General features: G+C 74.5%; 27 protein-coding genes. 17 read left to right on the top strand and 10 right to left on the bottom strand.

The window, feature by feature from the left end:
* Positions 1-45 precede the first annotated feature (45 nt).
* The 12 genes from M0M48_RS24905 to M0M48_RS24960 all read left to right on the top strand — a co-directional run bounded on the left by M0M48_RS24905 (position 46) and on the right by M0M48_RS24960 (position 12,609).
* The gene (locus M0M48_RS24905) at positions 46-1,521 is read left to right on the top strand and encodes a polysaccharide deacetylase family protein (protein ID WP_257753177.1); all 1,476 of its coding nucleotides are present in this window, start codon (positions 46-48) and stop codon (positions 1,519-1,521) included.
* An 18-nt stretch (positions 1,522-1,539) separates the two neighbouring features.
* Positions 1,540-2,688, top strand: a complete 1,149-nt coding sequence (locus M0M48_RS24910; protein WP_257753178.1) for a DUF418 domain-containing protein — start codon at positions 1,540-1,542, stop codon at positions 2,686-2,688.
* Positions 2,689-2,768: 80 nt separating this feature from the next.
* On the top strand, positions 2,769-3,467 hold the full coding sequence (locus M0M48_RS24915; protein ID WP_257753179.1) for a response regulator transcription factor: 699 nt from the start codon (positions 2,769-2,771) through the stop codon (positions 3,465-3,467).
* Entirely contained in the window at positions 3,464-6,025 is a 2,562-nt protein-coding gene (locus tag M0M48_RS24920; RefSeq protein ID WP_257753180.1) for a DUF4153 domain-containing protein, read from the top strand. The genes M0M48_RS24915 and M0M48_RS24920 overlap by 4 nt, the downstream gene beginning before the upstream one ends.
* A 78-nt stretch (positions 6,026-6,103) precedes the next feature.
* Complete coding sequence (locus M0M48_RS24925) at positions 6,104-6,727, top strand: M15 family metallopeptidase (protein ID WP_257753181.1); 624 nt, start codon at positions 6,104-6,106, stop codon at positions 6,725-6,727.
* Positions 6,724-7,884 (top strand): alanine racemase, encoded by a 1,161-nt coding sequence (gene alr / locus M0M48_RS24930; RefSeq protein ID WP_257753182.1) that lies wholly within the window; start codon positions 6,724-6,726, stop codon positions 7,882-7,884. Before M0M48_RS24925 ends, alr begins: the two co-directional genes overlap by 4 nt.
* Positions 7,881-8,825, top strand: a complete 945-nt coding sequence (locus M0M48_RS24935; protein WP_257753183.1) for a D-alanine--D-alanine ligase family protein — start codon at positions 7,881-7,883, stop codon at positions 8,823-8,825. The genes alr and M0M48_RS24935 overlap by 4 nt, the downstream gene beginning before the upstream one ends.
* Positions 8,822-9,781: an acyltransferase family protein gene (locus tag M0M48_RS24940; protein WP_257753184.1), complete on the top strand. Its 960-nt coding sequence runs from the start codon at positions 8,822-8,824 to the stop codon at positions 9,779-9,781. Before M0M48_RS24935 ends, M0M48_RS24940 begins: the two co-directional genes overlap by 4 nt.
* Positions 9,778-11,037, top strand: coding sequence for a sensor histidine kinase (locus M0M48_RS24945; protein ID WP_257753185.1), 1,260 nt, complete (start codon positions 9,778-9,780; stop codon positions 11,035-11,037). The genes M0M48_RS24940 and M0M48_RS24945 overlap by 4 nt, the downstream gene beginning before the upstream one ends.
* Positions 11,038-11,061: 24 nt before the next feature.
* Entirely contained in the window at positions 11,062-11,727 is a 666-nt protein-coding gene (locus tag M0M48_RS24950) for a response regulator (protein ID WP_215814107.1), read from the top strand.
* Positions 11,728-11,731: 4 nt separating this feature from the next.
* Positions 11,732-12,385: a GrpB family protein gene (locus M0M48_RS24955; protein WP_257753186.1), complete on the top strand. Its 654-nt coding sequence runs from the start codon at positions 11,732-11,734 to the stop codon at positions 12,383-12,385.
* Entirely contained in the window at positions 12,382-12,609 is a 228-nt protein-coding gene (locus M0M48_RS24960) for a DUF4287 domain-containing protein (protein ID WP_215814105.1), read from the top strand. The genes M0M48_RS24955 and M0M48_RS24960 overlap by 4 nt, the downstream gene beginning before the upstream one ends.
* Before the next feature lie 8 nt (positions 12,610-12,617).
* Here M0M48_RS24960 and M0M48_RS24965 read toward each other — a convergent pair whose 3' ends face one another.
* Genes M0M48_RS24965 through M0M48_RS24975 form a run of 3 tightly spaced genes read right to left on the bottom strand, consistent with a single transcriptional unit; the run spans position 12,618 to position 14,220 of the window.
* Entirely contained in the window at positions 12,618-13,127 is a 510-nt protein-coding gene (locus M0M48_RS24965; protein ID WP_257753187.1) for a hypothetical protein, read from the bottom strand.
* 30 nt (positions 13,128-13,157) lie between these two features.
* Positions 13,158-13,613, bottom strand: coding sequence for a DUF5990 family protein (locus tag M0M48_RS24970; RefSeq protein WP_257753188.1), 456 nt, complete (start codon positions 13,611-13,613; stop codon positions 13,158-13,160).
* Positions 13,614-13,644: 31 nt separating this feature from the next.
* On the bottom strand, positions 13,645-14,220 hold the full coding sequence (locus tag M0M48_RS24975; RefSeq protein WP_257753189.1) for a TetR/AcrR family transcriptional regulator: 576 nt from the start codon (positions 14,218-14,220) through the stop codon (positions 13,645-13,647).
* A 115-nt stretch (positions 14,221-14,335) separates the two neighbouring features.
* Here M0M48_RS24975 and M0M48_RS24980 point away from each other — a divergent pair, with 115 nt between their 5' ends.
* Complete coding sequence (locus M0M48_RS24980) at positions 14,336-16,012, top strand: 3-ketosteroid-delta-1-dehydrogenase (protein WP_257753190.1); 1,677 nt, start codon at positions 14,336-14,338, stop codon at positions 16,010-16,012.
* A 55-nt stretch (positions 16,013-16,067) separates the two neighbouring features.
* Here M0M48_RS24980 and M0M48_RS24985 read toward each other — a convergent pair whose 3' ends face one another.
* The 4 genes from M0M48_RS24985 to M0M48_RS25000 all read right to left on the bottom strand — a co-directional run bounded on the left by M0M48_RS24985 (position 16,068) and on the right by M0M48_RS25000 (position 20,191).
* Positions 16,068-16,439, bottom strand: a complete 372-nt coding sequence (locus M0M48_RS24985; protein ID WP_257753191.1) for a nuclear transport factor 2 family protein — start codon at positions 16,437-16,439, stop codon at positions 16,068-16,070.
* Entirely contained in the window at positions 16,436-17,989 is a 1,554-nt protein-coding gene (locus tag M0M48_RS24990; RefSeq protein WP_257753192.1) for an FAD-binding protein, read from the bottom strand. The genes M0M48_RS24985 and M0M48_RS24990 overlap by 4 nt, the downstream gene beginning before the upstream one ends.
* A 123-nt stretch (positions 17,990-18,112) precedes the next feature.
* Entirely contained in the window at positions 18,113-18,934 is an 822-nt protein-coding gene (locus tag M0M48_RS24995) for an IclR family transcriptional regulator (RefSeq protein WP_257753193.1), read from the bottom strand.
* Between the two features lie 258 nt (positions 18,935-19,192).
* The gene (locus tag M0M48_RS25000; protein WP_257753194.1) at positions 19,193-20,191 is read right to left on the bottom strand and encodes a MarR family winged helix-turn-helix transcriptional regulator; all 999 of its coding nucleotides are present in this window, start codon (positions 20,189-20,191) and stop codon (positions 19,193-19,195) included.
* 219 nt (positions 20,192-20,410) lie between these two features.
* On the opposite strand from M0M48_RS25000, the gene M0M48_RS25005 reads away from it, so the two are divergent.
* Positions 20,411-21,595 carry an acyl-CoA dehydrogenase family protein gene (locus M0M48_RS25005; RefSeq protein WP_257753195.1) on the top strand — a complete coding sequence of 395 codons (1,185 nt, stop codon included), beginning with the start codon at positions 20,411-20,413 and terminating at the stop codon, positions 21,593-21,595.
* Positions 21,596-21,611: 16 nt separating this feature from the next.
* The gene (locus M0M48_RS25010) at positions 21,612-22,544 is read left to right on the top strand and encodes a VOC family protein (protein WP_257753196.1); all 933 of its coding nucleotides are present in this window, start codon (positions 21,612-21,614) and stop codon (positions 22,542-22,544) included.
* 69 nt (positions 22,545-22,613) lie between these two features.
* On the opposite strand, the gene M0M48_RS25015 is transcribed toward M0M48_RS25010, so the two are convergent.
* The 3 genes from M0M48_RS25015 to M0M48_RS25025 form a co-directional block, all read right to left on the bottom strand.
* The gene (locus M0M48_RS25015) at positions 22,614-23,264 is read right to left on the bottom strand and encodes a hypothetical protein (protein WP_257753197.1); all 651 of its coding nucleotides are present in this window, start codon (positions 23,262-23,264) and stop codon (positions 22,614-22,616) included.
* A 121-nt stretch (positions 23,265-23,385) separates the two neighbouring features.
* Complete coding sequence (locus M0M48_RS25020) at positions 23,386-24,036, bottom strand: hypothetical protein (protein ID WP_257753198.1); 651 nt, start codon at positions 24,034-24,036, stop codon at positions 23,386-23,388.
* Between the two features lie 99 nt (positions 24,037-24,135).
* Positions 24,136-24,687, bottom strand: coding sequence for a flavin reductase family protein (locus tag M0M48_RS25025; protein WP_257753199.1), 552 nt, complete (start codon positions 24,685-24,687; stop codon positions 24,136-24,138).
* A 131-nt stretch (positions 24,688-24,818) separates the two neighbouring features.
* Here M0M48_RS25025 and M0M48_RS25030 point away from each other — a divergent pair, with 131 nt between their 5' ends.
* Both M0M48_RS25030 and M0M48_RS25035 read left to right on the top strand, forming a co-directional pair.
* Positions 24,819-25,694 (top strand): alpha/beta fold hydrolase, encoded by an 876-nt coding sequence (locus tag M0M48_RS25030; RefSeq protein WP_215814093.1) that lies wholly within the window; start codon positions 24,819-24,821, stop codon positions 25,692-25,694.
* Positions 25,691-26,722, top strand: a complete 1,032-nt coding sequence (locus M0M48_RS25035) for a ferredoxin--NADP reductase (protein WP_257753200.1) — start codon at positions 25,691-25,693, stop codon at positions 26,720-26,722. The genes M0M48_RS25030 and M0M48_RS25035 overlap by 4 nt, the downstream gene beginning before the upstream one ends.
* Positions 26,723-26,761: the final 39 nt, after the last annotated feature.

Raw genomic sequence — 26,761 nt, forward strand, 5'->3', positions numbered from 1 at the left:
GTCAGGTCGGGGCAACCACTTCGCCTCGCCGTGCGTCTCACCTGTGTGCGCCTCTCCCCCCACCGTCGCCGGAACGCCGGCCTGGTCGTCCCCTGGTTGCTCGTCTGCGTCGCGGCCCTCGCCGCGTGCAACGCCGATGCGACCAGTCCCGAACCGCGGGGCAAGCACGCCGAGCCCGAGGTGCAGACGCGGTCGCTGAGCTCGAACGACCCGCGTTTCCACGCGACCTGGCCGCACGTGCGGGACGCGCAGCGGCTGAGCAAGGCGCTCGATCGCTACGTGAAGGCGACGGTCGACCAGTTCACCCACGAGTACGGCGAGACCGACGGCGGCACGTCCGCGCCCGAGCTCAACATCGCGTGGCGCCTGGTCGCGGACGACGACGAGGTCGTCGGCGTGCGGCTGGAGAGCTACCTGTTCGCCGGGGCCAACGGCGAGACCGCCGGGCGGACCTGGTGGTACGACCGGGCCTCCGGCCGGCTGCGGGCGAACGCCGGGCTGGTCCGCAGTCCTGCGGCGCTCGAGACCGCGGTGCTCGCGGCGATCGACGACCCCGACATCGACCGGTCGCTCGTCTCGTCGAGCCTGGAGCAGGGTGCGCCCGACGTCGACTTCACCGACGACGGACGGCTCCGCGTCCGCTTCGCCCAGTACGACGTCGCGCCCGGCAGCGCCGGGGTGGTCGCGGTCGTGCTCGACGAGGCCGCCACGGCGGCGCTGCTCTCGCCCTTCGGTGAGCGGGCGCGCCAGGCGGCCATCGACCAGCCGCCGCTGGGCGACGACCTGCCGAGCGTCCCGCCGTCCCCCGAGACCACGGCGCCCACGGACCCGACGGACCCGGCCACCCCGCCGGCCACCGACGGCGCCACCGACGGCGCCACCGGTGGCGCGACCGGCGGCACGGACAAGCCCCGCGTCAACTGCCGCAAGGTCAAGTGCGTGGCGCTGACCTTCGACGACGGCCCGGTCACCGACACCAACCGGCTGCTGCGCGTGCTGCGCCGCGCGGACGCCCCGGCGACGTTCTTCGTGCTCGGCCAGCAGGTGCAGACCTATCCCGAGACGCTCGCCCGGGTCGCCCGGCAGGGCCACGAGATCGGCATCCACACCTGGGACCACCGCCAGCTCACGACGCTGCGCCCGCGGGCGATCCGCGGCGAGCTGGTCCGGGCCCAGCTCCTGGTCGAGCAGGTCACCGGGCACAAGCCCACCCTGTTCCGCCCGCCGTACGGCGCCAGCGACGCCCGCGTCCTGCGGATCGCGCGCAGCCTCGGGCTCGCCCAGGTGCTGTGGAGCGTCGACACCCTCGACTGGAAGAACCGTGCGGTCCCGCCGATCGTGGCCAAGGTCCGCGGCGGTGCCCGGCCGGGGCGGATCATCCTGATGCACGACATCCACCGGACCTCGGTCGACGCGGTGCCCAAGGTGATCAAGCTGCTGCGCCGCCAGGGCTACCACCTGGTCACCGTGAGCGAGCTGCTCGGCGCGCCGCAGCCCGGGCGGTCGTACTCCCAGCGCTGAGCAGGGTTGACTGGGCCCGTGACCAGCACGTCCACGGGCCCGATCGCGCTGTCGGCGCGGGCGCTCGGGCCGGACCTGGCGCGGGGCTGGATGCTGCTGTTCATCGCGCTGGCCAACACGCACTACTTCCTCGGGGCCGGTGAGGCGGTGCGCGGCGGGTTCCCCGTCGCGGGCTCCGCGCTCGACCACGCGGTCACCTGGGTGATCTCGACCTTCGTGGACGGCCGGGCGTTCCCGATGTTCGGCTTCCTCTTCGGGTACGGCGTCGCGCACATCGTCCGCCGCCAGGGCGACCGACCCCGGCGCGAGGTCCGGCACCTGCTCTGGCGCCGCGCGGGGGTGCTCATCGCCGTCGGCCTCGTCGACGGCCTGTTCTTCTACGTCGGCGACATCCTCGCGATGTACGGCGTGCTGCTCCTCGTGGGCGCCTGGGTCGTGTTCTGGCACGACCGGTGGCTGCTGGTGACCGCGGCGCTGTTCTTCGTCCTCAACGCGCTGCCCTCCGAGGGCTCCTCGTCGGTGAGCACCGACCGGCCCGACTCCTCGATGCTGCCGCCGGACCTCGCCGCGCTGTTCACCGACCGCCCGATCGGCCTCGCGATCGTGGCGCTGCTGGGTCCGCTCGGCTTCGCCTGCCCGGCACTGCTCGGGCTGTGGGCGGGACGTCGCCGGCTGCTCGAGCGGCCCACGGAGACCCGGCGGGCGCTGGTGGCGATCGCCGCGGTCGGCGTACCGGTCGCGGTGCTGGGGGCCCAGCCGGTCGCGCTGGTCCTGGCCGGGGTCAGGGAGGTGCCCGGCCAGGACGTGCTCGACCTGATCGGGCCGCTGCACGCCGCGACCGGGGTGCTCGGCGGCCTGGGGTACGCCGCGCTCGTCACGCTCCTGGCCCAGCGGCTCGAGAGGCGGGGCGGGTCGCCGGGTCGCGTGGTCGGCGCGCTGGCGGCGGCCGGGCAGCGCTCGATGACCTGCTACCTGCTGCAGTCGGTGGCGTGGGCGATCGTGTTCACGCCCTTCCTGCTCGACCTCTCCGGGCGGCTCACCGTCGCCACGACGGCGCTGCTGGCGACCGCGGTCTGGGCGGGGTCCGTGGTGCTCGCCGACGGGCTGGCCCGGCGGGGGCGGCGCGGGCCGTTCGAGGTGCTGGTGCGCCGCGTGACCTACCGCTGACGCGGCGCCGTCGGCGATCTGCACAGAACCTCCACACGTCGTCCCCGCTTCCCGGCCCGCCACGCTCGTAGCCTCGGAGCATGGAGAGCGCGCGCCGTCGGACGGTCCTCGTCGTCGAGGACGACCCGGTCATCAACCAGGCGCTGGCCGACCGCCTCGACGCCGAGGGGTACGACGTCGTCCGCGCCTGGGACGGGCCGGGTGCCGTCGCCGCGCACGCCGAGCACGCGCCCGACGTGGTGCTGCTCGACGTCATGCTCCCCGGGTACGACGGCCACGAGGTGTGCCGGCGGATCCAGGCCGAGCGCCCGGTGCCGGTGCTCATGCTCACCGCCCGCGCCGACGAGGCCGACGTGCTGGTCGGGCTCGGGGTCGGCGCCGACGACTACCTGACCAAGCCCTTCCGGATGCGCGAGGTGGTCGCCCGGGTGTCCGCCCTGCTGCGCCGGGTGGACCGCGCGGCCGAGCTGGCCGGGCGGCGCGCCCTCGAGCTCGGTGACCTGCGGGTCGACGCACCGGCCCGGCGGGTGTGGCGCGGCGAGGACGAGGTGCGGCTGACGCCCACCGAGTTCGACCTGCTGCTGTGCCTGGCCGCGACCCCGGGCGCGGTGGTGACCCGGGAGAAGCTGCTCGCCGAGGTCTGGGGCTGGGACGGCGCGACCGGGACCCGCACCGTCGACAGCCACGTCAAGGGCCTGCGGGCCAAGGTCGGCGCCGACCTGGTCCGCACCGCGCACGGGGTCGGCTACGCGCTGGAGATCGGCGGCGACCGGCCGTGAGCGCCCAGCCGCTCGTCGGCGTCCGCTCGATCAAGGTCAAGCTCGGCCTCCTCGTCGCGGCCAGCGCGACGCTCGCCGCCGCGGTCGGCGCGATCGGCACCGCGGGCGGCGTACCGGCCTGGCTGAGCATCCCGGTCACCATCGGGCTCGCGCTCGCCCTCACCCAGCTGCTCGCCGTCGGGATGACCTCGCCGCTGCGCCAGATGACCGCGGCCGCGCGACGGATGGCGACCGGCGACTACGACGTCCGGGTCACCGACACCTCGCGCGACGAGGTCGGCGAGCTGGCCCGCGCCTTCAACACGATGGCCCGCGACCTGGCCGGCGTCGACAAGCAGCGCCGGGACCTCGTCGCCAACGTCAGCCACGAGCTGCGCACGCCGCTGGCCGGGCTGCGCGCCGTCCTCGAGAACGTCATCGACGGCGTCGGTCCGCGCGACCTCGACGCGCTCGGCACCGCGCTCGCCCAGGCGGAGCGGATGAGCGGTCTCGTCGAGGACCTCCTCGACCTCGCCCGGGTCGACGCCGGCCGCGCGCCCCTCGCCGCCCGGCCGGTTCCGCTCGCCGTGCTGCTGGCGGACGCGGTCGCCGAGGCCGAGGCGCTCGGCCGCGGCGTCCAGTACGACGTCCGGGTCACCCCGCCCGACCTGGTGGTCGTCGCCGACCCGGCCCGGCTGCACCAGCTCGTCGCGAACCTGCTCGACAACGCCTCCCGGCACAGCCCGGCCGACGGCACCGTCCTGGTCACCGCGCGACCGCAGGGCGAGCGCTACCTGCTGGAGGTCCGCGACTCCGGGCCGGGCGTCCCCGCGGCAGAGCGGGAGCGCGTGTTCGCGCCGTTCGGCACCCACCCCGAGTCGGCCGCGACCGGCGGCACCGGGCTCGGTCTCGCCATCGCCCGCTGGGTCACCGACCTGCACGGCGGCTCCATCGGCTTCGTCGACCCCGTCCCCGGCACCACCGGTGCCCGGGTGCGGGTCGACCTCCCGCTCGCCCCCACCCCTCGACCCCAGGAGGTCGCGATGCCCGCGCCGACGCCCCCTGTCCCGGCCCCCGCGCCTGCCCCGGCCCCGGTCCCCGCCCCCGTGGCCGGGGTGCCGGTGACCGACGACCTGCTCGGCACGTTCTGGCCCGAGCGCGGCGTACCGGCCCGGGTCGGCCTGCTCCTCGGCGCGCTCGGCGCCGGCCTGCTCGGCGGCCTCGTGCTGCCCGAGCGCGCCCTCGGCATCGGCACCTTCCTGGTGCTGCTCGGCGCGGGGGCCGTCGTCCTCGTCGCCAGCCCGCGGCGGCGCGACCCGTTCACGCTGACCTGCGCGGCGCTGTGCGTGCTGCTCGCCGGCACGGCCGTCGTCCGCGACGCGGAGTGGATCGTCGTGCTGTGCCTCCTGACCGGCGCCGGTGTGTGCGTCGTCGGCGTGACCCGCGGCCGGACCCTCGGCGGCTTCCTCCTGGCCGGCGTGATGTGGCCGGCCGCGGGTCTGCGCGGACTGCCCTGGTTGGGCCGCACCCTCGGCGCCCTGCCCGGCCTCGGCCACGGCGCGGCCCTGGTCCGCACGCTGGTCTGGTCGGCCCTCGGACTCGTCGTCTTCGGCGCGCTCTTCGCCTCGGCCGACGCCCTCGTCGCCGAGTGGCTGGGCGCGGTCGTCCCCGACCTCAGCGCCGAGAACGTCGTCCTGCGCGGCTTCGTCACCGTCGCCGTCGGCGGCACCGTGCTCGCCGCGGCGTACCTCGCGCTCAACCCGCCGCGACTCGAGCGCGAGCGCACGGGCGCGACACCCGGCTCGCGGCCGGTCGCCCGGCGCTACGAGTGGCTCGCCCCGGTGCTCGTGGTGGTCGCGATGTTCGCGGTCTTCCTCGTCGCCCAGGCCACGGTGGTCTTCGGCGGCCACGCCTACCTGCGCCGGACGACGGGCCTGACCTACGCCGAGTACGTCCACCAGGGCTTCGCCCAGCTCACCGTCGCCACCGTGCTGACCCTGCTCGTCATCGCCGTCGCCGCGCGCAAGGCGCCCCGCGCGACGGCGTCCGACCGGCTCTGGCTGCGCGGCGCGCTCGGCGCTCTGTGCGTCGAGACGCTCGTGGTCGTCGCGTCCGCGCTGTACCGGATGGACGTCTACCAGGAGGCCTACGGGTTCACCCGGCTCCGCCTGCTGGTCGACGTCTTCGAGGCCTGGCTCGGCCTGCTCGTGCTCGCCGTGATGGCCGCCGGTCTCGTGCTCAAGGCGGGCTGGCTGCCCCGCTTCGCCCTGATCAGCGGCACGGTCGCCCTGCTCGGCCTCGCCGCGGCCAACCCCGACGCGTGGATCGCCCGGCACAACCTCGACCGCTACGAGCAGACCGGACGCGTCGACTGGGCCTACCTCGACGGTCTCTCCGACGACGCCGTCCCGGTCCTCTCCGAGCTGCCGGCCGCCGAGCGGGCCTGCGCGCTGTCGGGCTGGAGCCGCTCGGACGACGACTGGCTGGAGTGGAACCTCGGCCGCGCCCGGGCGTCCAGCGCGATGGGCGAGGTGCGCGCCGTGCCGGTCCCGACGGAGGGCTGTCGTCCCACCGACTGACGGGCCCGGCACCTGAGGACCGCCGCCCGGCACCTCAGGCTGAGGTGGTGAACCCTCCCCGCTTCCTAGCGTGGAGACATGACGATCCTCCTGTCCGATCCCCGCGTGCGGGCCGTGCCCGTGGTCGAGAACGGCGAGCCGCTGGTGCGGCTCCCGCACGAGCTGTCCCCGGCCGGTGCGCTGGTGCGTGCCGGGCTGGCCGAGCGGCTGGTCGCGGCGGACCGGCGGCTGCCGGCCGGGGTCCGGCTCCGGGTGGTCGAGGGGTTCCGGCCGGTCGCGGAGCAGCGCGCCATCATCGCCCGGTACGACGGCGAGCTGCGCGCCCTGCACCCCGAGATCGACGCGGTCGAGCTCGCCCGGCTGAGCAGCCGGTTCGTGGCGCCGGTCGAGGTCGCGCCGCACGTGGCCGGTGCCGCGGTCGACCTGACGCTGGTCGACGTGCTCGGCGACGAGCTCGACCTCGGTACGGCGATCGACGCGACCCCCGAGCAGAGCGACGGCCGCTGCTGGTTCGCCGCGGCCGGGATCGGCCCGGACGCCCGCGCGCACCGCGCGCTGCTGGCCGACGTGCTGGAGGAGCAGGAGCTGGTCAACTACCCGACCGAGTGGTGGCACTGGAGCTACGGCGACCGCTACTGGGCGCTGACCACCGGAGCCCCGCAGGCGCTCTACGGGCCGCTGTCCGCGGCGGTGGCGGCATGAACGGCGGACTGGCCGTGCAGACCCGGACGAGCGGGCCGGCCGTGGTGGCGGGTCCGCAACTGAGCGTCGACCTGACCGCCGTCGCCCGCAACACCGAGCGGCTCGCCGCGAGCACCCACGGCGAGCTGATGGCCGTGGTCAAGGCGGACGGCTTCGGGCACGGCGCTCTCGACGTCGCCCGGACCGCGCTCGCCCACGGTGCCACCCGGCTCGGCGTCACCAGCCTCGCCGAGGCGTGGCCGCTGCGCGAGGCGGGCCTGGTCGCGCCGGTGCTGAGCTGGCTCAACCCGGTCGACGCCGACTTCGCCGCGGCCACCGCGCAGGACGTCGAGGTCGCGATCCCGAGCGCGGCCCACCTGGGTGCGGTCGTCGCCGCGCCGGGCCGGACCCGGATCCACCTGCACGTCGACGCGGGCATGGCCCGCGACGGCGCCGAGCCCGCCGCGTGGCCCGAGCTGTGCCGGATCGCCCGTCGCGCCGAGCTGTGCGGCGCGGTCGAGGTGGTGGGAGTGATGGGCCACCTGGGCTGCGCCGACGACCCGGCCGACGCGTGCAACGCGCTGGGCCGCAACCGCTTCGCGTGGGCCGTCGAGGTCGCCCGTGCCGCCGGCCTGCGCCCGCGGCAGCGCCACCTCGCCGCGACCGCCGCGACGCTCACCGACCCGCGCACGCACCACACGATGAGCCGGGTCGGCGCCGGGCTGGTCGGGATCGACCCGTCCCGGAGCACCGCGCTGGCGCCGGCGATGACGCTGACCGCCCCCCTCGTCCAGGTACGACGCGTGCGCGGCGGGACGAGCGTCGGCTACGGCCACGCGCACCGCACCGGCGGGTCGACGTACCTGGGGCTGGTGCCGCTGGGCTACGCCGACGGCCTGCCCCGGGTCGCGTCCGACCGGGCCGAGGTGCTGGTCCGCGGCGCCCGGCGCCCGGTCGTCGGCCGGATCTCGATGGACCAGGTCGTCGTCGACCTCGGCGCCTGCGGCGCCGACGCGGGCGAGCCGGTCACCGTCTTCGGCCCCGGCGCGCACGGCGAGCCGACCGTCGCCGAGTGGGCCGGCTGGGCCGGGACCATCGAGCACGAGATCGTCACCGGGCTGGGCGCGCGGGTCGCGCGCCGGACCGCTGCGGTGCCCCACCTGAGGAGCCTGGCATGAGGACCCGCACCCGGGTCGCCGTCATCGGCGGCGGCCACAACTGCGAGCACGACGTCTCCCTGGCCTCCGCGGCCTCGGTCGCGACGGCCCTCGACCCCGCGCTGTACGACGTCGTCCCGCTCACCATCGGCCGCGACGGCACCTGGCACGACCGGGGCGGGCGACCGATCGGGCTCAGCGGTGCCGTGCAGGTGCTGCGCGGGTGCGACGTGGTCTTCCCCGTCGTGCACGGTCCACGCGGCGAGGACGGCGCGCTCGCCGCTCTCTGCGAGCTGGCCGGCCTGCCGTACGTCGGCTCCGGGATCCGTCCCGGCGCGCTCGCGATGGACAAGTGGGCGACCAAGCTCGTCGCTCAGGCGGTCGGCCTGGCCACCGCACCCGGCCGCCTGGTCACCGCCGCCACCGCCGCGCACCTGGCGTGGTCGCACCCGGTCGTGGTCAAGCCGGTCGCCGCCGGGTCGAGCCAGGGCGTCACGCTGGTCGACCGGCCCGAGGGGCTGCGGCCCGCGCTCGACGCCGCCTTCGCGCTCGACGACCGGGTCCTGGTCGAGGACGTCGTCACCGGCCGCGAGATCGACGTCGCCGTGCTGCGCCGTGCCGACGGCAGCCTGCTGGTGCCGCCCGCGCTGGAGATCGTCGTCGACGGGCTCTTCGACTACGACGCCAAGTACGGCGGCCACGCCGACTTCCGGATCCCTGCCGCGGTCGACGAGGCCGAGGCCAAGGCGCTCGAGGACGCCGCCGTGACGGCCTACGAGGCGCTGGGCTGCGCCGGCCTGGCCCGGATCGACTTCTTCCTCACCGACGCCGGACCGGTCCTCAACGAGGTCAACACCGTGCCCGGGATGACCGAGCACTCGCAGGCCCCGCGGATGTTCGCCGCCGCCGGCCTCTCCTACCCGGACCTGCTCGACGAGCTCGTCCGGGCCGCGCACCGGTGAGGATCGACGGGCTCGACCTGCTCCGCGGGATCGCGGTCGGGCTGGTGATCCTGCGCCACGCGCTGCCCGACCTCGCGCCCGGCGCGGGCGTGGTCGGCGTGGTGATGTTCTTCGCGCTGTCGGGCTACCTGATCACCGGCGTGCTGGAGAAGGGCCCGCGGCTGCGGGACTTCTACGCCCGCCGCGCGCTGCGGCTCGTGCCGCCGCTGGTGGTGCTCGTCGCCGGCGTGGTCGTCGTGACGCTCGCGTTCAACCCGCTCGGCGACCGCGGCGAGCTCGGCTGGACCGTGCTCTGGGCGCTGACCTGGACCGGCAACCTGCCGTTCGGCCACGCCAGCGACGCGACCTTCCACCTGTGGACGCTCGCGACCGAGGAGCAGTTCTACCTCGTCTGGCCGGCCACCCTGATGCTGCTCGGCCGCCGTCGCGCCCTCGTCGTCGCCGGACTGCTCACCACGCTGGCCTGCCTGGCGACCACCTGGTGGCTCGCCGAGGACCCCGACCTGGCGTACTCGCTGCCGACCAGCTGGGCGCTGTGCTTCGTGGTCGGCGCCGCCGTCCGGCTGTGCGGCGACCGGCTCGCCGTCCCGTCCTGGGCGGCACCCGCCGCCCTCGCCGTGCTGCTCGTGCTGAGTGTGGTTCCCTTGCGGGGACATGTCCTCACGTACCTGGCAGGAGGTCCGGCCATCGCCGTGCTCACCGGTGTGCTGATCCTCGCCTGGCGGCAGTGGACCACGGTGACCGGTCCGCTGCGCGTCCTGGTCGCGCTCGGGACCGTGTCCTACGCGGCGTACCTGTGGAACTACCCGCTCGCGCAGTGGCTGCCCGCGCTCCCCGCGGCGCTGCTGACCCTGGTCGCGGCCGCCCTGTCGTGGCGGTACGTCGAGCAGCCGGTCCAGCGCTGGTCCGCGCGGCGGCGGGCGGTGGGTCCGGCCACGGCGGAGGTGACGGCGTGAAGCAGGTGACGCGCTGGCTGCCGGACGCCGCCGCGGCCCTGGCGACGTTCGTCCTCGGGATGGCGGAGGTCAACCGCTATGCCTACGACGACCCGTGGGTCGCGGTCCTGGTCGTCGCCGGCATCGCGCTCGCCGTCGGCCTCTCCCGCGCCCTGCCCGGCGTGGCGCTGGCCGCCGCCTGGGTCACGGCCGGGGTGCAGGTGCAGTCGGGCACCCACCCGCTGCTGACCCAGGTGCTGCTCGCCACGGTCGCGTTCGGCTGCGCCCGCTGGGGCCGGATCCCGACCGTGTGGCTGAGCGGGCTCTCGATCCCGCTCGCCGCCGTGGTCGCGGTCGTGTGGCTGAGTCCCTACGAGTTCTACGAGGCGCTCCAGATCATCGGCATCGACGGCATCGCCGCCGACGCCTACCGGACCGGCCGCTTCGACTGGCGGCTCATCGGCGCCGTCGTCGGCATCGCCCTGCTCGCCACGCCCTGGCTGCTCGGGCTCGCGCTCCGCTTCGCCGCCCGATCCGAGCTCTCCCGGCGCTCCCAGGTCGCGGCCGAGGCGCAGCGCGACCAGGCCGAGGAGATCGCCCAGCTCCGCGAGGAGCAGGCCCAGCTCGCCCGCGACGTCCACGACGTCGTCGGGCACTCGCTGGCGGTGATCCTGGCCCAGGCCGAGTCGGCGCAGTACCTCGAGGACGCCGACACCCAGGGCCTCAAGATCACGATGTCCAACATCGCCACGTCGGCACGCTCCTCGCTCGACGACGTCCGCCAGGTGCTCTCCTCGACCGCGAGCCAGAACCAGGGCCAGACCCCGCCGGCCACCCGGCACGCCGACCTCGACAGCCTCGTCGACGGGGTCCGGGCCAGCGGGCACGAGGTGGTCACCACCGAGGTCGGGACGCCGCAGCCGCTCCCGCCCGAGCTCGGCGTGGTCGCCTTCCGGGTGCTCCAGGAGATGCTCACCAACGCCATCAAGCACGGTCGCCGAGACCGGCCGGTCCTGGTCGAGCGGCACTGGGAGGGCGACCTGCGCATCGAGGTGCAGAACGCCGTCCCCGAGGACCTCCCGCACCTCGCGGAGACCCAGCCGATCGCCCTCGCCGCCTCCGCGCCCCCGACCCTGCCGCCCCCGACCGGCGGTGGCCAGGGCCTCGACGGCATGCGGCGCCGGCTCGAGGCGGTCGGCGGCCACCTGGACGTACGCCGTCGTACCGACCCGCCGACGTTCACCGCCACGGCCTGGGTGCCGATGCGCTCTCGCTGACCCGTCGCCCGCCATGATGGGGCGGTGAGCGAACCGATCCGCGTCCTGCTCGTCGACGACCAGGAGCTCTTCCGCGAGGGCGTCCGGGTGATCGTCAACGCCCAGGAGGGCATGACGGTCGTCGGCACCGCCGGCGACGGGGTCGAGGCGGTCCGGCTGGTCGACGAGCTGGTGCCCGACGTGGTGCTCATGGACATCCGGATGCCCGAGATGGACGGCGTCGAGGCGACCCGCCAGATCTTCCTGCCCGACCGCGCGGCCCGCCGCGAGCGCCCGGTCCGGGTGGTCGTGCTCACCACGTTCAACCTCGACGACCGCGCCGCCGCCGCGATCCGCTACGGCGCCAGCGGCTTCCTGCTCAAGGGCACCACGCCGGTGATGCTGCGCGACGCCATCCGCACCGTCCACGCCGGCAACGCCGTGCTGGCGCCGGCCGACCTGTCGACGCTGCTCGACAGCCAGTTCCAGGCGACGGTGAACCCGCCGGCGTCGTACCTGTCGCTGACGGACAAGGAGCGCGAGGTCTTCGCGGCCGTCGCCAAGGGCCTGTCGAACCAGGAGATCGCCGGGCGGGTCTTCCTCAGCGAGTCGACCGTCAAGACCCACGTCGGCGCGGTGCTGCGCAAGCTGGGGCTGCGCGACCGGGTCCAGATCGTGGTGTTCGCGCACGAGCACGGGCTGGTCGGGTGATCGGGTGCCCAGCCGCCACGACATCGTCACCTTCCACGACCCGCCGGTACCGCCGGGCGCCTCGCCCTGGGTGGCCGGCGCCGGGCCGAGCCCGGACGTGCGCGTCGTCGACCCGGACCCCACCTGGCCCGACCAGTTCGCCCGCCTCGCCGCCGTCGTACGACGCGCGCTCGGCTGGCGGGCGCTGGTGGTCGAGCACGTCGGCTCGACCGCGGTGCCCGGGCTCCCGGCCAAGCCGGTGATCGACGTCGACCTGGTGGTGGCCGACGCCGGGGACGAGTCGTCATACGTGGGGGCGTTGGAGGAGGCCGGCTTCGAGCTGCGCGTGCGCGAGCCCTGGTGGCACGAGCACCGGCTGCTGCGCCCGCGCCCCGACGCGGGTCTGCCGGCCTGCCACCTCCACGTCTTCGGCCCCGACAGCCCCGAGGTGGTCAAGCACCGGCTGTTCCGCGACTGGCTGCGCGGCAACCCCGATGAGTGCGCGCGCTACGCGGAGGCCAAGCGGGGCGCCTCGGCGGCGGCGACGGCGGCCGGCGAGCACGGGATGCAGTACAACGCCCGCAAGGAGCGGGTGGTCCGCGAGATCTATGCCCGGATGTTCGCCGCGACCGGCCTCACCGATGAGTTTCCGGACGCCGGCGGGTCGGTAGGGCCATGAGCGAGACCGCCAAGGCAGCCCCCGGCCCTGCGTCGTACTTCCCCTCGATCGAGAAGAAGTACGGCCGCCCCATCGCCGCGTGGCAGGAGACCCTCCGCGCCCACCCCGACTACGCGAGCGCCAAGCACGGCGACCTGGTTGCCTTCCTCAAGGCCGAGCACGGCCTGGGGCACGGGCACGCCAACGCGCTCGTCGTGCACACCCTGCGCGAGGACCGCGGCTAGCGCGAGGTCTAGCGGAGCCGGCCGCGCCAGGCGCCGGCCAGCCCGGCCCCGACGAGCAGCGTGCCGACGAGCGGGAACAGGTAGCTCGGCGCCGTGAACCAGAAGTGCGTCGACGGCAGGTCCTGCGCGAACTCGTAGAAGCCGGGCAGATCCGCGACGAACCACACGAACGGGATCCCGCCCCACACCAGCCCGGCCAGGACCGGGCCCAGCCCGGAGACCCGGGCGGTGACCGCGACGGCCAGCAGGATCAGCGCGCCGAGGACCAGCACCACGAGCTCGCCCGCGGCGTTGGAGTTGTCGAAGGTCCGGGCGCGCTCCTGGAGGTACTTGCCCGAGCCGTAGTCGAACACCATGATCCCGATGGGGGTCAGCACCAGCGCGACCACGGCGCTGATCAGGTGGCGCAGCACCATCGGGCTCCGGCTCCGGCTCCCCGGTCCGGGGTAGCCGGGCGCGGGGAACGACGGCGACGGAGACGGCGACGGAGGGGGCGGGACGGCACCGGGAGCGCTCATGTCGCCGAGCCTGCCCCGCGCCCCGGGTGCTCAACCCCGGACGAGCGCGAGGGTCAGTGCGGGGGGCTCGAGCCGGGCGCAGCGCGGTCCGCCGCGTTCGTCGGTGAGGTCGACGGTGGCGACGACGTGGTCGTCCGGGCCGAGCCCCGAGTCGGTGCCCACACCGAGCGCGAGGACGTCGGCCAGCATCAGCTTGGCGCGGCGGAACATCGCGAAGCCTCCGTCGGCTCCGAGGTCGCCCCAGGTGAGGTAGACGAAGCGTTCCCCGCGCCGGCCCTGGACCGCCGGCCCACGGACGTCGGTGGTGCCGTCGGGCAGGTCGACCAGGCGCAGCTCGGTGGTCCAGGTCGCGCGGTCGGCGTCCCCGGGGACCAGCTCGGCGGGTTCGCGCCCGACCTGGAGGCCGACGTGGACGTCGTCGTGGGCGACGGCGTCGCCGGCCCAGGTCCGGCCGGGCAGGTGGTGTCCGCGGATCTCGAGCAGCACGGTGCGGGTCCTCAGGTCTCGGGGCTCGGCCTCAGGCCGGGGGCTCGTCGAGCAGCAGGAGCCGGCGCCCGGCCTGGACGATGCCGGCCCGCAATGCGTCGTCGTCGATGTCGACGCAGCTCGGGTCCTGGGCCGGCCCGAGCAGGCCGGACAGGAAGATCGCGACCTGGAGCCGGGTGGCCGGCGCGGGGTCGGGTCCGGTGAGGAGCGCGCGCAGCCGGGTGAAGAGCTCGTCGTGGTCGGGGTGGTTGCGGACGTACTCCTCGACGGCGGCGTCCTGGAGCAGCACGGCCCAGCGGCCGCGGTGGGTGACGGCCTGGTCGGCGAGCCCGATGATCGCCGCCTCGGTGATCGCCCGCGGGCCCTCGTGGGCGCCGGCGGTGCGCACGATGGCGTCGATGGCCTCGAGCGCGGGGGCGAGGACGGCGGCGACGACCTGCTCCTTGGTGGGGAAGTGGTGGTAGACGGCGGCCTTGGTGATCCCGGCGGCGTCGGCGATCTGCTGCAGCGACGTGCCGGAGACGCCCTGCGCCGCGAACAGCCGGGTGGCGGCGTCGAGGATGCCGCTGCGGCCGGGGCGGGTGCGTTCGGCGGTGCTGCTGCTCATGACCGCATCATCGCCCATGGACGGTGAGGTCGAGGGCCTGGGCTTTCCCTGTCATGCGGTCTAGAATAACTAGCCGAACGGCTAGTTGGCCGTGTACTGCGAAAGGACCCCCGTCATGTCCGACACCACCGTGGACCTCCTCGTCATCGGCTCGGGCACCGGGCTCGCCGCCGCCCTGAGCGCACGCGAGCAGGGGCTCGACGTCCTCGTCGTCGAGAAGACCGAGTACGTCGGCGGCTCGACCGCCCGCTCGGGCGGCGCCTTCTGGATCCCGGCGAACCCGGCGCTGGTCGAGGCCGGCTCGCGCGACACGCTCGAGCGCGGCGAGACCTACCTCGACGCCGTCGTGGGCGACAACGCCCCCAAGGCGCGCTGGCAGGCCTTCTTGAAGCACGGCCCGGACACGATCAAGATGCTGCGCCGCACGACCGCGCTCCAGCTGATGTGGGCCCGGGGCTACTCCGACTACCACCCCGAGCTGCCCGGCGGCGACGCCGCGGGCCGCAGCATCGAGAGCAAGCCCTTCGACGCCTCCGTGCTGGGCGAGGCCCGCCCGCTGCTGCGCCCCGGCGTGGTCGAGGCGCCGGTCCCGATGCCGGTCACCGGCGCGGACTACAAGTGGATGAACCTGGTCGCCCGCAAGCCGGGCAAGGGCCTGCCGCGCATCCTGCGCCGGGCCGCCCAGGGCATCGGCGGCATGGCGCTGGGCCGGGACTACCTGGCCGGCGGCCAGGCGCTCGCGGCCGGGCTGTTCGACGGCGCGCTGCGCGCGGGCATCCCGATCTGGCGCGAGACCACGCTGGTCGAGCTGGTCACCGACGGCGACCGGGTGGTCGGCGCGGTGCTGGAGCGCGACGGCGGCCGGGTCACGGTGACCGCGCGCCGCGGCGTCGTCCTCGCGGCGGGCGGGTTCGACCACGACATGGAGATGAGGCGCCGCTACCAGGCGGAGTTCCTCGACGACTGGAGCCTCGGCAACGACGGCAACACCGGCGACGCGATCAAGCTCGCCGCCGAGGTCGGCGCCGACCTGACGCTCATGGACCAGACCTGGTGGTTCCCGGCCGTCGCCCCGCTCCCCGGCGGTACGCCGCAGGTGCTGCTCGCCGAGCGCTCGCTGCCCGGCTCGATCATCGTCGACGGTCAGGGCCGCCGGTTCATCAACGAGTCGACCGACTACATGACCTTCGGCCAGACCGTGCTCGGCCGCGACCGCGCCGGCGACCCGGTCGGCACGATGTGGCTGGTCTTCGACCAGGCCTACCGCAACAGCTACGTCCTCGCCGGCTCGCTGTTCCCGCGGATGGCCCTCCCCCAGCAGTGGTACGACGCGGGCATCGCGCACAAGGCCGGCTCGGCCGCCGAGCTGGCCCGGGCGACCGGACTGCCCGAGGACGCGCTCGTCGCCACCCTGCGCCGCTTCGACACCATGGCGGCCGCCGGGATCGACGACGACTTCCACCGGGGCAACAGCGCCTACGACCGCTACTACGGCGACCCGACGGTCACCCCGAACCCGAACCTGCGCCCCCTCGACCGCGGCGACCTGTACGCCGTCCAGGTGGTGCTGAGCGACCTCGGCACCTGCGGCGGCATCCGCGCCGACGAGCTCGGCCGCCCGCTGCGCGCCGACGGCAGCGTGATCGACGGGCTCTACGCGATCGGCAACACCGCGGGCAACGTCTTCGGGCGCAGCTACCCGGGCGCCGGCGCGACCATCGGCCAGGGCCTGGTGTTCGGTCACATCGTGGCCACCCACGCGGCCAGCCACGCGCCCGTCCAGGTCGGCTGAGAAGCCTCCGGGCCCGGCGCCGCCCGAGAGCGGCGCCGGGCCCGGAGCACCACCGTCAGACCGGGGTGACGACCATGTCCTCGGGGGCCCAGAAGGCCCGCATCGACGTGATCTGCCCGTCGGCGTCGAACGTCATCACGTCGATCGGCTCGATGACGTACTGCTGGTCGCCGCCGTCGGTGGTGACCCGGAACGAGAACGCCGCCTGCCCGGCGACCGCGCGGACGGCGAGCAGCTCGGTGCGCACGCGCGCGCCGGCCAGCGCGCCGTAGAACTCCTCGATCGCCGCGCGCCCGCGGACCGGGTCGGAGCCGACCGGGTCCTCGAGCGTCGCCTCGGGGGCATAGAGGGCCGCGATGGCGGCCGGGGAGCCGCTCGCGACGGCGTCGAGGTACCGGGCGACGGCCGCCTTGGTGTCGGCGCTCACCGGGCCTCCTCCCCGGCCCCGGCCAGGTGCCGCACGGCGAGGTGGCTGAACAGCATGCTCGTGCCGATCGGGTTGCCGCCGCCCGGGTAGGTGGTGCCGCTCGGCGCCGCCATCGTGTTGCCCGCGGCGTAGAGCCCGGGGATGGGCGTCCCGTCGGCGGTGAGCACGCGCGCGGACGTGTCCGTGCGCAGCCCGCCCTTGGTGCCGAGGTCGGAGATGCCGAAGGCCGCCGCGTGGAACGGGCCCTCGTCGATGCTCGTCAGCGGCGGCTCTCCGCCGGAGAAGAACCGGTCGTAGGCCTCGCCGCCGCGGCCGAAGTCCGCGTCGAAGCCGTCGGCGACCAGGCCGTTGAAGCGCTCGACCGTCGCGACCAGCGCGTCGGCCGGGACGCCGATGAGCGCGGCCAGCTCGGGCAGCGTGTCGGCGGTGTGCCACAGGCCCGCGGCGACGTAGTGCTCCTCGTCGACCATCGAGACGTTGGTGGCGCGCACCGGCGGGACCGAGCCCTCCTTGTGGTCGTAGACCATCCAGTAGGGCCGGGTCACCCCGCCCTCGGTGAGGTGGTCGATGATCGCCCGGCCGAGCCGGTCGTAGGGGGCCGACTCGTTGACGAAGCGCTGCCCCTGGTCGTCGACGAAGATGCCGCCGGTGAACCACAGCGCGAACGCCGAGCGCCCGTCGGGGTGGGTCAGCCCGGGCGACCACCAGGCCTCGCCCATGAGGTCGGTGTCCGCGCCGACGGCGATCGCCGCCTGGTGCGCGGCGCCGATGTTGGTGGGCGGGCCCATCGTGTCGCGCGCGACGCCGGGGACGCCGTACTTCTGGCGGAGCTCGTCGTTGGCCTCGAAGCCGCCGGCGGCCAGCACCACGCCACGGCGCGCGCGGATCGCCCGGCGTACGCCGTCGTGCTCGACGATCGCGCCGACCACGGCGCCGTCCTCGACGACGAGCTCGGTGAGCGCCGTCGAGCGCAGCAGCGTGGCGTCGGGGTAGTCCGCCAGGGCGGTGAGGAAGCGGGCCACGAGGGCCCGGCCGCCGAGGAACAGGTCGTCGGGCTGCGGCGTGCCGAGCCGGTCGTGGTCGAGCGGCCCGCGCACCACCTCGCGCAGATCGGGTGCGTCCGGCACCGGCAGCGGCGTCGGGACGATGTGCCGCTGCCCGTCGCGGCGGGCCTTGGGGGCCTCGCCGAAGTAGTCCGGCCAGGGGTAGGGCTCGAAGGAGAAGTGGTCGTCCTCCTCGAGGTAGGCGATCAGCCCGGCCCCACCGCGCACGTAGGTCTCCTGCAGGTCCGCGGGGGTGCGGTCGCCGACCACCGCGCGGTAGTACTCCAGCGCGTCCTCGATCGTGTCGTCGGTCCCGGCCCGGAGCAGCACCGGGTTGGCCGGGAACCAGGCCCCGCCACCGCCGGAGTAGGCGGTCGTCCCACCGAACGTGTCACCGGCCTCGACCAGGCACACGCGGAGCCCCTCGCGGGCCGCGGTGTAGGCCCCGGCCATGCCGCCGGCGCCGGAGCCCGCCACCAGTACGTCGTACTCCTCTGCCCAGTCCATCGTGATCCTCTCGCCGGGTTCGCCGACGCCGACCTCCGGCGTCGTGGCGGCGACGCTAGGCAGCGGCCGGGGGCGCTCCGGGGGGTTCTCCCGTCCTGCGGGAGTCGCCGGGCGCGCGGTGGATCAGCGCAGCCAGGATCGGCCGTGGCGGCGGCGCTGGGGGTGCAGGACCCCGGCGATCCGGTGGGCCTGGCCGAGCAGGAGCGGGGCGATCCGGGCCGGCGGCAGGTCGCCGGGGACGGCGAGCGAGATCGCGGCGACGGCGCCGTGGGGGCCGAGGACGGGTGCGGCGATCGAGGCGATCCCGGTGGTGAGCGGGTCGGCCGGCGCGTGCACGACGCCGCGGCGCTGGCGCACGGCGGCGAGCTCGCGGTGGAGATCGGCCAGGCGGGCCGGGGGGAGCCGCGGGCCGAGCACCTCGTCGACGTACTCGGGGGAGCGGCAGGCGAGCAGTGCGCGCCCGCTGACGGTGTCGCAGGCGAGCAGCCGGGCGCCGACCCGCGAGGGGACGGCGCGCGCCGCGGAGCCGCCGATCTTGTCGAGGTAGTGCACCCGGTCGCCCTCGAGCACCGAGAGGTGCGCGACCGCGCCGGTGACGGCGTGCAGCTCGTTGAGGTACGGCGACGCGGCGACCCGCACCTCCTGGTGCTCGCCGGGCCGGCCGGTGAGCGTGGGCGCGTGCGGCCCGAGCCGGTAGCCGCGGGTGTCGTGCTCGACCCAGCCCTCGTCGATGAGCTGGCCGAGGATCCGGAACGCGGTCGAGCGGGGCAGCCCGGTCAGCGCCATCACGTCCTCGAGCATCAGCCGGTCGGGGGACTCGCTGAAGGCGTTGAGGATCCGGGTCACCCGGCCCACGACGCCCAGGGGGGTACGCCGATCGTCGGGGTCGACGTCCGGCGCGACGGACGCGACGGGCGCGGTGGTGGGCAGGGCGGTGACGGTCACGGCGGGGTCCTCCTCGGGGTGGGGCCTCCCGACGAGTGTGAGCACTGACACAGGGCAAATCAAGTGGATCGAACGCACATGTTTTTCAGGCGTGTTTCGGCTATGGGTCGCCACTCCCGGTGAACGGGAGTCCTTCGGTGCCGAGAATTGTGGCTCTGACCTGCGCAAACGTCTCTAGTGACAGGACTGCAACTAACTTGCCGAGCGGCTAGTTTTACTGGACCGCTTGCACATAAATTTGTTCTGGCTACCGGCGAGTCACAGCTCGGAGATGAGCCCGCGGGCGGTCAGCGCGGCCACGTAGCGCTCGGCCAGCGCGGCCCAGCGGTCCCGGTCGGCGGGGTCGAGGGGGCCGAGCGCGGCGCTCAGGTCGGCGCGCTGCGCGGCGCCGAGCCGGCGTACCTGGGCGACGCCGCGGCGCGAGCACCGGACCAGGGTGGTGCGCCGGTCGAAGGTGTCCGCCGCGCGCTCGACCAGGCCGAGCTCCTGGAGCCGGGAGACCCGCTTGCTCGCCTGGGTGTGGTCCACCCAGGTCCGCTCGGCGAGGTCGGAGACGGCGAGCGGTCCGTGCCGGCCGACCACGACGAGGGTCAGGTAGACCTGCGGGCTGAGATCGGGGGCGTGGTCGCGCAGCAGCTGCTCGAACCAGCGCGCCTGCGGCAGCCACGCGAACAGCCGCACGGCCGTCTCGCCCAGGGCCAGCCGCGCCTCCGAGCGCGCGACGCCGTCCTCGGCGACGAGCCGGCGCCACAGCTCGGGCGCGGCGGAGTCGGGCCGGTCGGCCAGCCAGCCGCTGAGCCCGGTGTGCACGATCCGCAGGAGGCGGGCCAGCGCCGCGACCTCGTCGTCGGACCAGTCGGCGGTCGCGCTGATCGAGGCCTCGGCCCAGCCGAGCAGCGAGGCGTTCATCACCGGCTGCGCGGCGGGCGCGACCTCGAGCAGCGTGCGCCGGCCGTCGGCCGGGTCGGGCACCCGGGCGACGTACCCGAGCTCCTCGAGCCGGCGGGCCTGGCGGCTCGTGCGGGACAGGTCGGTGACGAGCGCGGCGGCGACGGTGCTGGTGGCGACCGGCGGTCGTCCGTTGAGGTACTCCAGCAGGCGCAGGTCCGCGGCCGGCAGCGAGACGCCGCCCATCTCCTCGAAGATCCGGGTGTGCTCCTGGCTCTCCGCGATCCGGGCGAACGCGTTGAGCAGGCGCAGGGTCGTCGCCTCGAGCGAGGGGGTGGGGGTGGGCTCGCTCGGTCGGGTGGTCGGCACCGCGGTCTCCCTCCTGTCCCTGTCGCCGTCAGGCTGCTCGCCGATTCTCGCGTGCCGGGCCGCGGTGCCGGACAGCGGGAGAGGAGCGAGCCGGTTCCGGGTCGGTTCCGGGTCCGCTCCGGCTCCGTTCCCGCCTGGTGGGAGAACGGCCGCGCGCGACCCGGACCGGTTGCGACGGTGTCCCCTCGACTGCCCGAGCAGTCCTGGAGGAGGAGAACCATGGGCCACGATGTCCTGTCCGCGATCGAGGAGCGCGCCGAGCAGATCGCCGCGACCGGTGCGGCCAACGAGAAGCTCGGCTGGCTGGACGACCAGGCGGTCGCCCTGCTGCGCGAGACCGGCGTGATGCGGATGCTGCAGCCCGCCAAGTACGGCGGCGCGCAGGCCACCCCGGCGGAGTTCGCCGAGGCCGTCATGAAGGTCGCCGCCTGCGACGGCGCCACCGGCTGGGTCGCCGGCATCGTCGGCCTGCACCCGTGGGAGATGGCGATGATGGACTCCCGCCTCCAGGAGGAGGTCTGGGGTGCCGACCCCGAGGTGTGGATCGCCTCCCCCTACGCGCCGATGGGCATGCTGACCCCCGAGGACGGCGGCTTCCGGCTCACCGGGCGCTGGCAGTTCTCGTCCGGCACCGACCACTGCGACTGGATCTTCCTCGGCGCCACCAAGGCCGACGCCGACGGCAACCCCGACTTCGCCGCGGGCATGTGGCACGTCGTCCTGCCGCGGGCGGACTACACGATCGTCGAGGACTCCTGGGACGTCGTGGGCCTGCGCGGCACCGGCAGCAAGGACGTCATCGTCGAGGGGGCCTTCATCCCCGACTACCGGGTGCTCGCCTACGAGCGGCTCACCGACGGCTCGGCCCCGCGGGACGCCGGGCTGGACGACCCGTCGTACCTGATGCCGTTCACGACCGTCTTCCCCAGCGGCATCACCTCGGCCGTGCTGGGCATCTGCGAGGGCGCGCTCGCGCACCACCTCGCCTACCAGACCAACCGGCTCCAGATCAGCGGCACCGCGGTGCGCGAGGACCCCTACGTCCTCTCCGCGATCGGCGCCGCGGCGGCCGAGATCCACGCCTCCAAGGTGGCGCTGCTCGACAGCCTGCGCTGGAGCCACGACCGGGTCGCCGCCGGCCACGAGCTGACGTTCGCGGAGCGCTCGAAGAACCGCCAGACCCAGGTCACCGCGTCCTGGCGCGCGGTGCGCGCGATGGACGAGATCGTCGCCCGCTCCGGCGGCAACGGCCTGCGCATGGACCACCCGATGCAGCGCTTCTGGCGCGACGGCCACATGGGCCTCGCCCACGCCATCAACGTGCCTGGCCCGGCCCTGCACGCCTCGGCCCTGGGCGAGATGGACATCGTCCCGCCGCCCGGCCCGCTGCACTCGATGATCTGACCCGGAAGGAACCCGCATGTCCCAGAACACCCGTCACATCCGCTCGCTCGGCTACATCCGGATGCAGAGCCAGGACATCGCCCGCTGGCGTGAGCTCGCGATCGACACCCTCGGCTTCCAGGAGGTCGCCGGCGCCAACCCGGACGCCCTCTACCTCCGGATGGACGAGCGCCCCTCGCGCCTCGTCGTCGTCCCCGGCGGACCCGACCGCGTCCTCAGCATCGGCTGGGAGGTCCGCGACCACCTGGCCCTCGCCGCCGTCACCCGCGACCTGGAGGCCGCCGGCATCGCGGTCAAGCCCCTCACCGACGACGAGCTCGCCGACCGCCGCGTCGAGGGCGCCATCGGCTTCACCGACCCCGGCGGCAACCCGACCGAGATCTTCTTCGCCCCCGAGCTCGACCACAGCCCGGTCCGCACGGGCTTCGCCCAGAAGTTCGTGACGGGCGACCAGGGCCTCGGCCACGTCGTCGTTCCGACGACGGCTCCGGAGGAGACCTTCGCCTTCTACACCGAGGTCCTCGGCTTCCTGCCCCGCGGCGCCATGAAGGCCGGCCCGCCGATCAACGGCTACCAGCCGCGCGTCCGCTTCCTCGGCGTCAACCAGCGCCACCACAGCCTCGCCCTCATCGGCGCCCCCCACGGCGAGGCCCCCGGCCTGGTGCACTTCATGGTCGAGGTCGACGACCTCGACGCCGTCGGCCGCGCGCTCGACCAGGTCAACCAGCGCGGCTTCTCCATCTCGTCCACGCTGGGCCGGCACACCAACGACAAGATGGTGTCGTTCTACGTCCGCGCCCCCGGTGGCTGGGACGTCGAGTACGGCACCGACGGCAGCCGGGTCGACGAGTCGTCGTACACGGCCGAGGAGATCACCGCCGACTCCTACTGGGGCCACGACTGGTCCGGCTCGGAGCCGCTCGCGGCGTTCGTGCCGCCGTCGGCGTGAGCTGACCCAGGACGACGTACGAAGGCCCCGGTCCGGTGGACCGGGGCCTTCGCGCTGTCGGGCCGACCGTCAGGGGTTGGTGATGGCCAGGCCGGCGGAGCCGCTGGGAGGAACGTTGGTCCAGGAGCCGCCGACGGCGTAGTCGTCGCCGTTCTGGAGGTCCAGGACCGTGCAGAGAACGTGGCCGTTGTTGCCCGACTGCACCAGTCCGGACGGTCCGGTGTCGGGTTTGAAGACCTGGGTCGCGGCGTTGAACCGGCCGTTGACCGATCCGTCGAGGGTGATCTGGCAGGCCCCGCAGCTGAGCTGGATCTTGACGGTCGTGATGCGCGCCGGCCAGGTGCCAGCGGATGCGTCGCCGGTGATCGCGAGGTACCAGGGAACCGTCGTGGCCACCACCACCGGAGCGCAGAGCGGGTGCGGGGTGCACGAGGAGGTCACGGAGGTGAGGGTGGTCGCGGGCAGTCCGTAGGCCCGGCTCACTCCCGGACTGATCACGCTGCCGGTCAGGTCGAACGTGGGGCACGAGAACGTCTCGCCCACGGCGATGTTGGTGAAGGTGATGCCGGAGCCGACGAGCCGGACTGCCGGGCCGCCGGTCGGCGTGTAGGTCGTGAAGGCCTGGGCCGGCACGGTCGTGGCGAGCAGTACGGCGAGGCTCGCGGCGAGGGCCGCCGCCAGCGCGACGGCGCTCCTGGTCAGGTGTCGGAAGGGCTGCATCCCTCACGGTCGGGCGGAGGCGGCGGGCCGTCAACCGATTCGCGCCTCGGGCCCGCGACATCCGGACGGGCGTCCGGCGCGAGGCCGCTGTCGAACCGCCGTCGCGCCTGATTCTTGTGCGTCAGGGGTTCGAGACAGCCAGACCGACCGAGCCGCTGGGAGGAACGTTGGTCCAGTGGCCGCCGACGGCGAAGGCGTCCCCGTTCTGGAAGCCCATGATCACGCAGAGCGGGTCGCCGTTGGTGGAGGTCTGCAGCAGTCCCGAGGGACCGGCGTTCGGTGTGAACACCCCGGTGGTGGCGTTGAACCTGCCGTCGACGGACCCGTCGAGGGTGAGCTGGCAGCCGCTGCAGCTGACCCGGAGCTTGACGCCGGCGATGCGCGCGGGCCAGGTACCGCTCGAGGTGTCGCCGGTGATGGCGAAGCCTCCGGGAACGAGGATGGCCAGCGACACCGGGCCACAGGCCACGTTGGGGCGGCAGGACGAGGTCGTCGTGCTGAAGCCGGCGGCCGGCGCGCCGTAGGACCTGCTCGTGCCGGAGCTGATCACCGTGCCCGCCAGGTCGAAGGTGGGGCACGAGAAGACCTCGCCCGTGGGAAGGTGCTCGAGGGTGACGCCGGTGCCGACGAACCGGACATCGGGGCCGCCCGTCGGCGTGTAGGTCGTGAAGGCCTGGGCCGGCACGGTGGTCGCCATCAGTACGGCGAGGATCGCGGTGAGGGCCGCCGCCAGCGCGACGGCGCTCCTGGTCAGGTGTCGGAAGAACGGCATCCCTCAAGGTCCGCCCGGCGGGTGGGGGCGTCAACCGGATCGCGTCTCGAGGCGATCAGATCCGGACGGGCGTCCGGTACGACGGCAGCGGGCGCCCGCTCAGCGCCAGTGCTCGTTCCACCCGAACAGATCAGGCGGGACGACGGCCCCGTCCCCGTCCACCCCGAACCGCCCTCGGTAGAACACCAACGGCCGACCGGTCCGCGGCGTCTCCAGCGCCAGCACCCGCCCGATCACCACGTCGTGGTCGCCCTCGACGTGCACCGAGGCGACCTCCGCGTGCACCCGGCAGAGCACGTCGGGCAGCGACGGCGTGCCCCACGCGGACGTCGTCCAGCCGAGCTCGTCGAAGCGCCGCCCGCGGCTCGAGCCGAAGCGCTGGCACAGGTCGGTCTGGTCCTCGGCGAGGACGTTGACGCTGAACCGGCCGGTGGTGCGGATGCGGGGCCAGGTGCGGCCGCCGTGGTCGGCGCAGAACAGGACCAGGGGCGGGGTCAGGGAGACCGAGGCGAAGGACTGGCAGGCGAAGCCGGCCGGGCCGTCGGCGTCGAGGCCGGCGACCACGGTGACGCCGCTGGCGAAGCTGCTCAGGGCACGGCGCATCCGCTCGGGGCTGGGCTCGTGCACCGGGGGGACGGCGGTCTGGGGCATCGGGTACTCCTCGGGTCGTCGTGGTCCGACCGGGTGACGGTAGGCGGGAGCGGGGGCCGGAACGCCTTCTTCTCCCGGAGAACGGAACGAGCCGGGCGCGCGGGGGCGAGGTCGACCTAGCGTCGCCGTCCATGAACCAGACCTCGACGACCGACGCCGTTGCGACCCTGCGCGAGGTGGCCACCGACCGCGGTGTGCTGCGCTACCACGAGGCCGGGGACGGCCCGCCGCTCGTGATGCTGCACGGCTCGGGGCCCGGGGTGACCGGCATGAAGAACTTCGCGGGCAACCTCGCCCGGTTCTCCCAGCACTTCCGCTGCCTGGTGCTCGAGCTGCCGGGCTTCGGGGTGAGCGACGCGACCGGTGAGGGTCTGCTGCCCGGCGCGGCCGCGGCGACGATCCGGTTCCTGGACGCGCTCGGGCTCGACCAGGTCGACATCATCGGCAACTCGCTCGGCGGTATCGCCGGGGCGCTCGTGGCGATGGAGCAGCCCGACCGGGTACGACGCCTGGTCACCGTCGGCGGTCTGGGCCGCAACGTCTTCTCGCCCGCGCCGGGCGAGGGGATCAAGCTGCTCGTCGACTTCACCGACAACCCGACCCGCGACAAGCTGGTCGCCTGGCTGCACTCGATGGTCTACGACCCCGCGATGATCACCGAGGAGATGATCGAGGACCGCTGGAAGCAGGCGACCGACCCCGAGACGCTCGCCAACGCGCGCACGCTCTACGGCAGCGAGGCGTTCGCCCGCAATGCCGCGGCCGCGGCGGCCGCGGACCACGTGCCGTACTGGGCGATGCTGCACAAGATCAAGGCCAAGACCCTCATCACGTGGGGCCGCGACGACCGGGTCAGCCCGATGGACATGGCGCTGATCCCGATGCGCACCATCCCCGACGTCGAGCTGCACGTGCTGCCCAACTGCGGCCACTGGGCGATGATCGAGGCCAAGCACGCGTGGGAGAACGTCGTCGAGGCGTTCCTCACCCGACCCGAGATCGCATGAGCACCGCCCCTCTGCGACTGCGGGTCGTCGCCACCGTCGCCGAGACCGACGACGCCCGCTCGGTGGTGCTGACGCCCGAGGGCGGCCCGGTCGGCTACCGGCCCGGTCAGTTCCTCACCTTCCGGGTGCCGGCCGCGGAGGGGTCGCTGGCCCGCTGCTACTCGCTGAGCAGCTCGCCGCACGCCGAGCCGGACCGGCTCGTCGTCACGGTCAAGCGGATCCCGGGCGGGCGCGGGTCGGCGTGGATGTGCGACGAGCTCGCTGTCGGCGATGTCGTCGACGCGCTGCGCCCGGCCGGCACGTTCACCCCGCGCGAGCTCGACCAGGACCTGCTCCTGGTCGCGGCCGGCAGCGGGGTCACGCCGGTGATGTCGATCCTGCGCTCCGCGCTCGACGCGGGCACCGGCCGGATCGCCGTGCTCTACGCCAACCGCGACGAGCGCTCGGTGATCTTCGCCGCCGAGCTCGCCGCGCTGGAGCGGGCGCACCCCGACCGGCTCGTCGTGCTGCACTGGCTGGAGAGCCTGCACGGGCTGCCGGACGACGAGCGGCTCGCCGCCCGCCTCGCGGCGTACGCCGGGCGGGAGGCGTTCGTCTGCGGCCCGGCGCTGTTCATGCGCGCGGTCGAGAAGGCGCTCGCCGCGGCCGGTACGGACTCCGCGCTGGTGCACGTCGAGGAGTTCGTGTCGCTGACCGGCGACCCGTTCGCCGCGCCCGAGCCCGTCGCGCTCGCGGCCGGCGAGGACGTCGACGCCGCCGAGCTCGAGGTCACCCTCGACGGCGCGACCCGCACCCTGCCCTGGGCGCGGAGCCGTCCGCTGACCGACGTGCTGCTGGCCGCGGGCCTGCCGGCGCCGTACTCGTGCCGGGAGGGGGCGTGCAGCGCGTGCGCGTGCGTCGTCACCGAGGGTGAGGTCGCGATGGAGGTCAACCAGGTCCTCGACGACGCCGACCTGGCCGACGGGCTGGTGCTCGGCTGCCAGGCGCGTCCGGTCTCGGACCGGGTGCGCATCTCGTACGACGGCTGACCGGTCCCGACGCGAGAAGGGCCCCGGCCGCACCATCGT

Origin of the sequence: Pimelobacter simplex, assembly GCF_024662235.1 — a bacterium.
Classification (GTDB): Bacteria; Actinomycetota; Actinomycetes; order Propionibacteriales; family Nocardioidaceae; genus Nocardioides.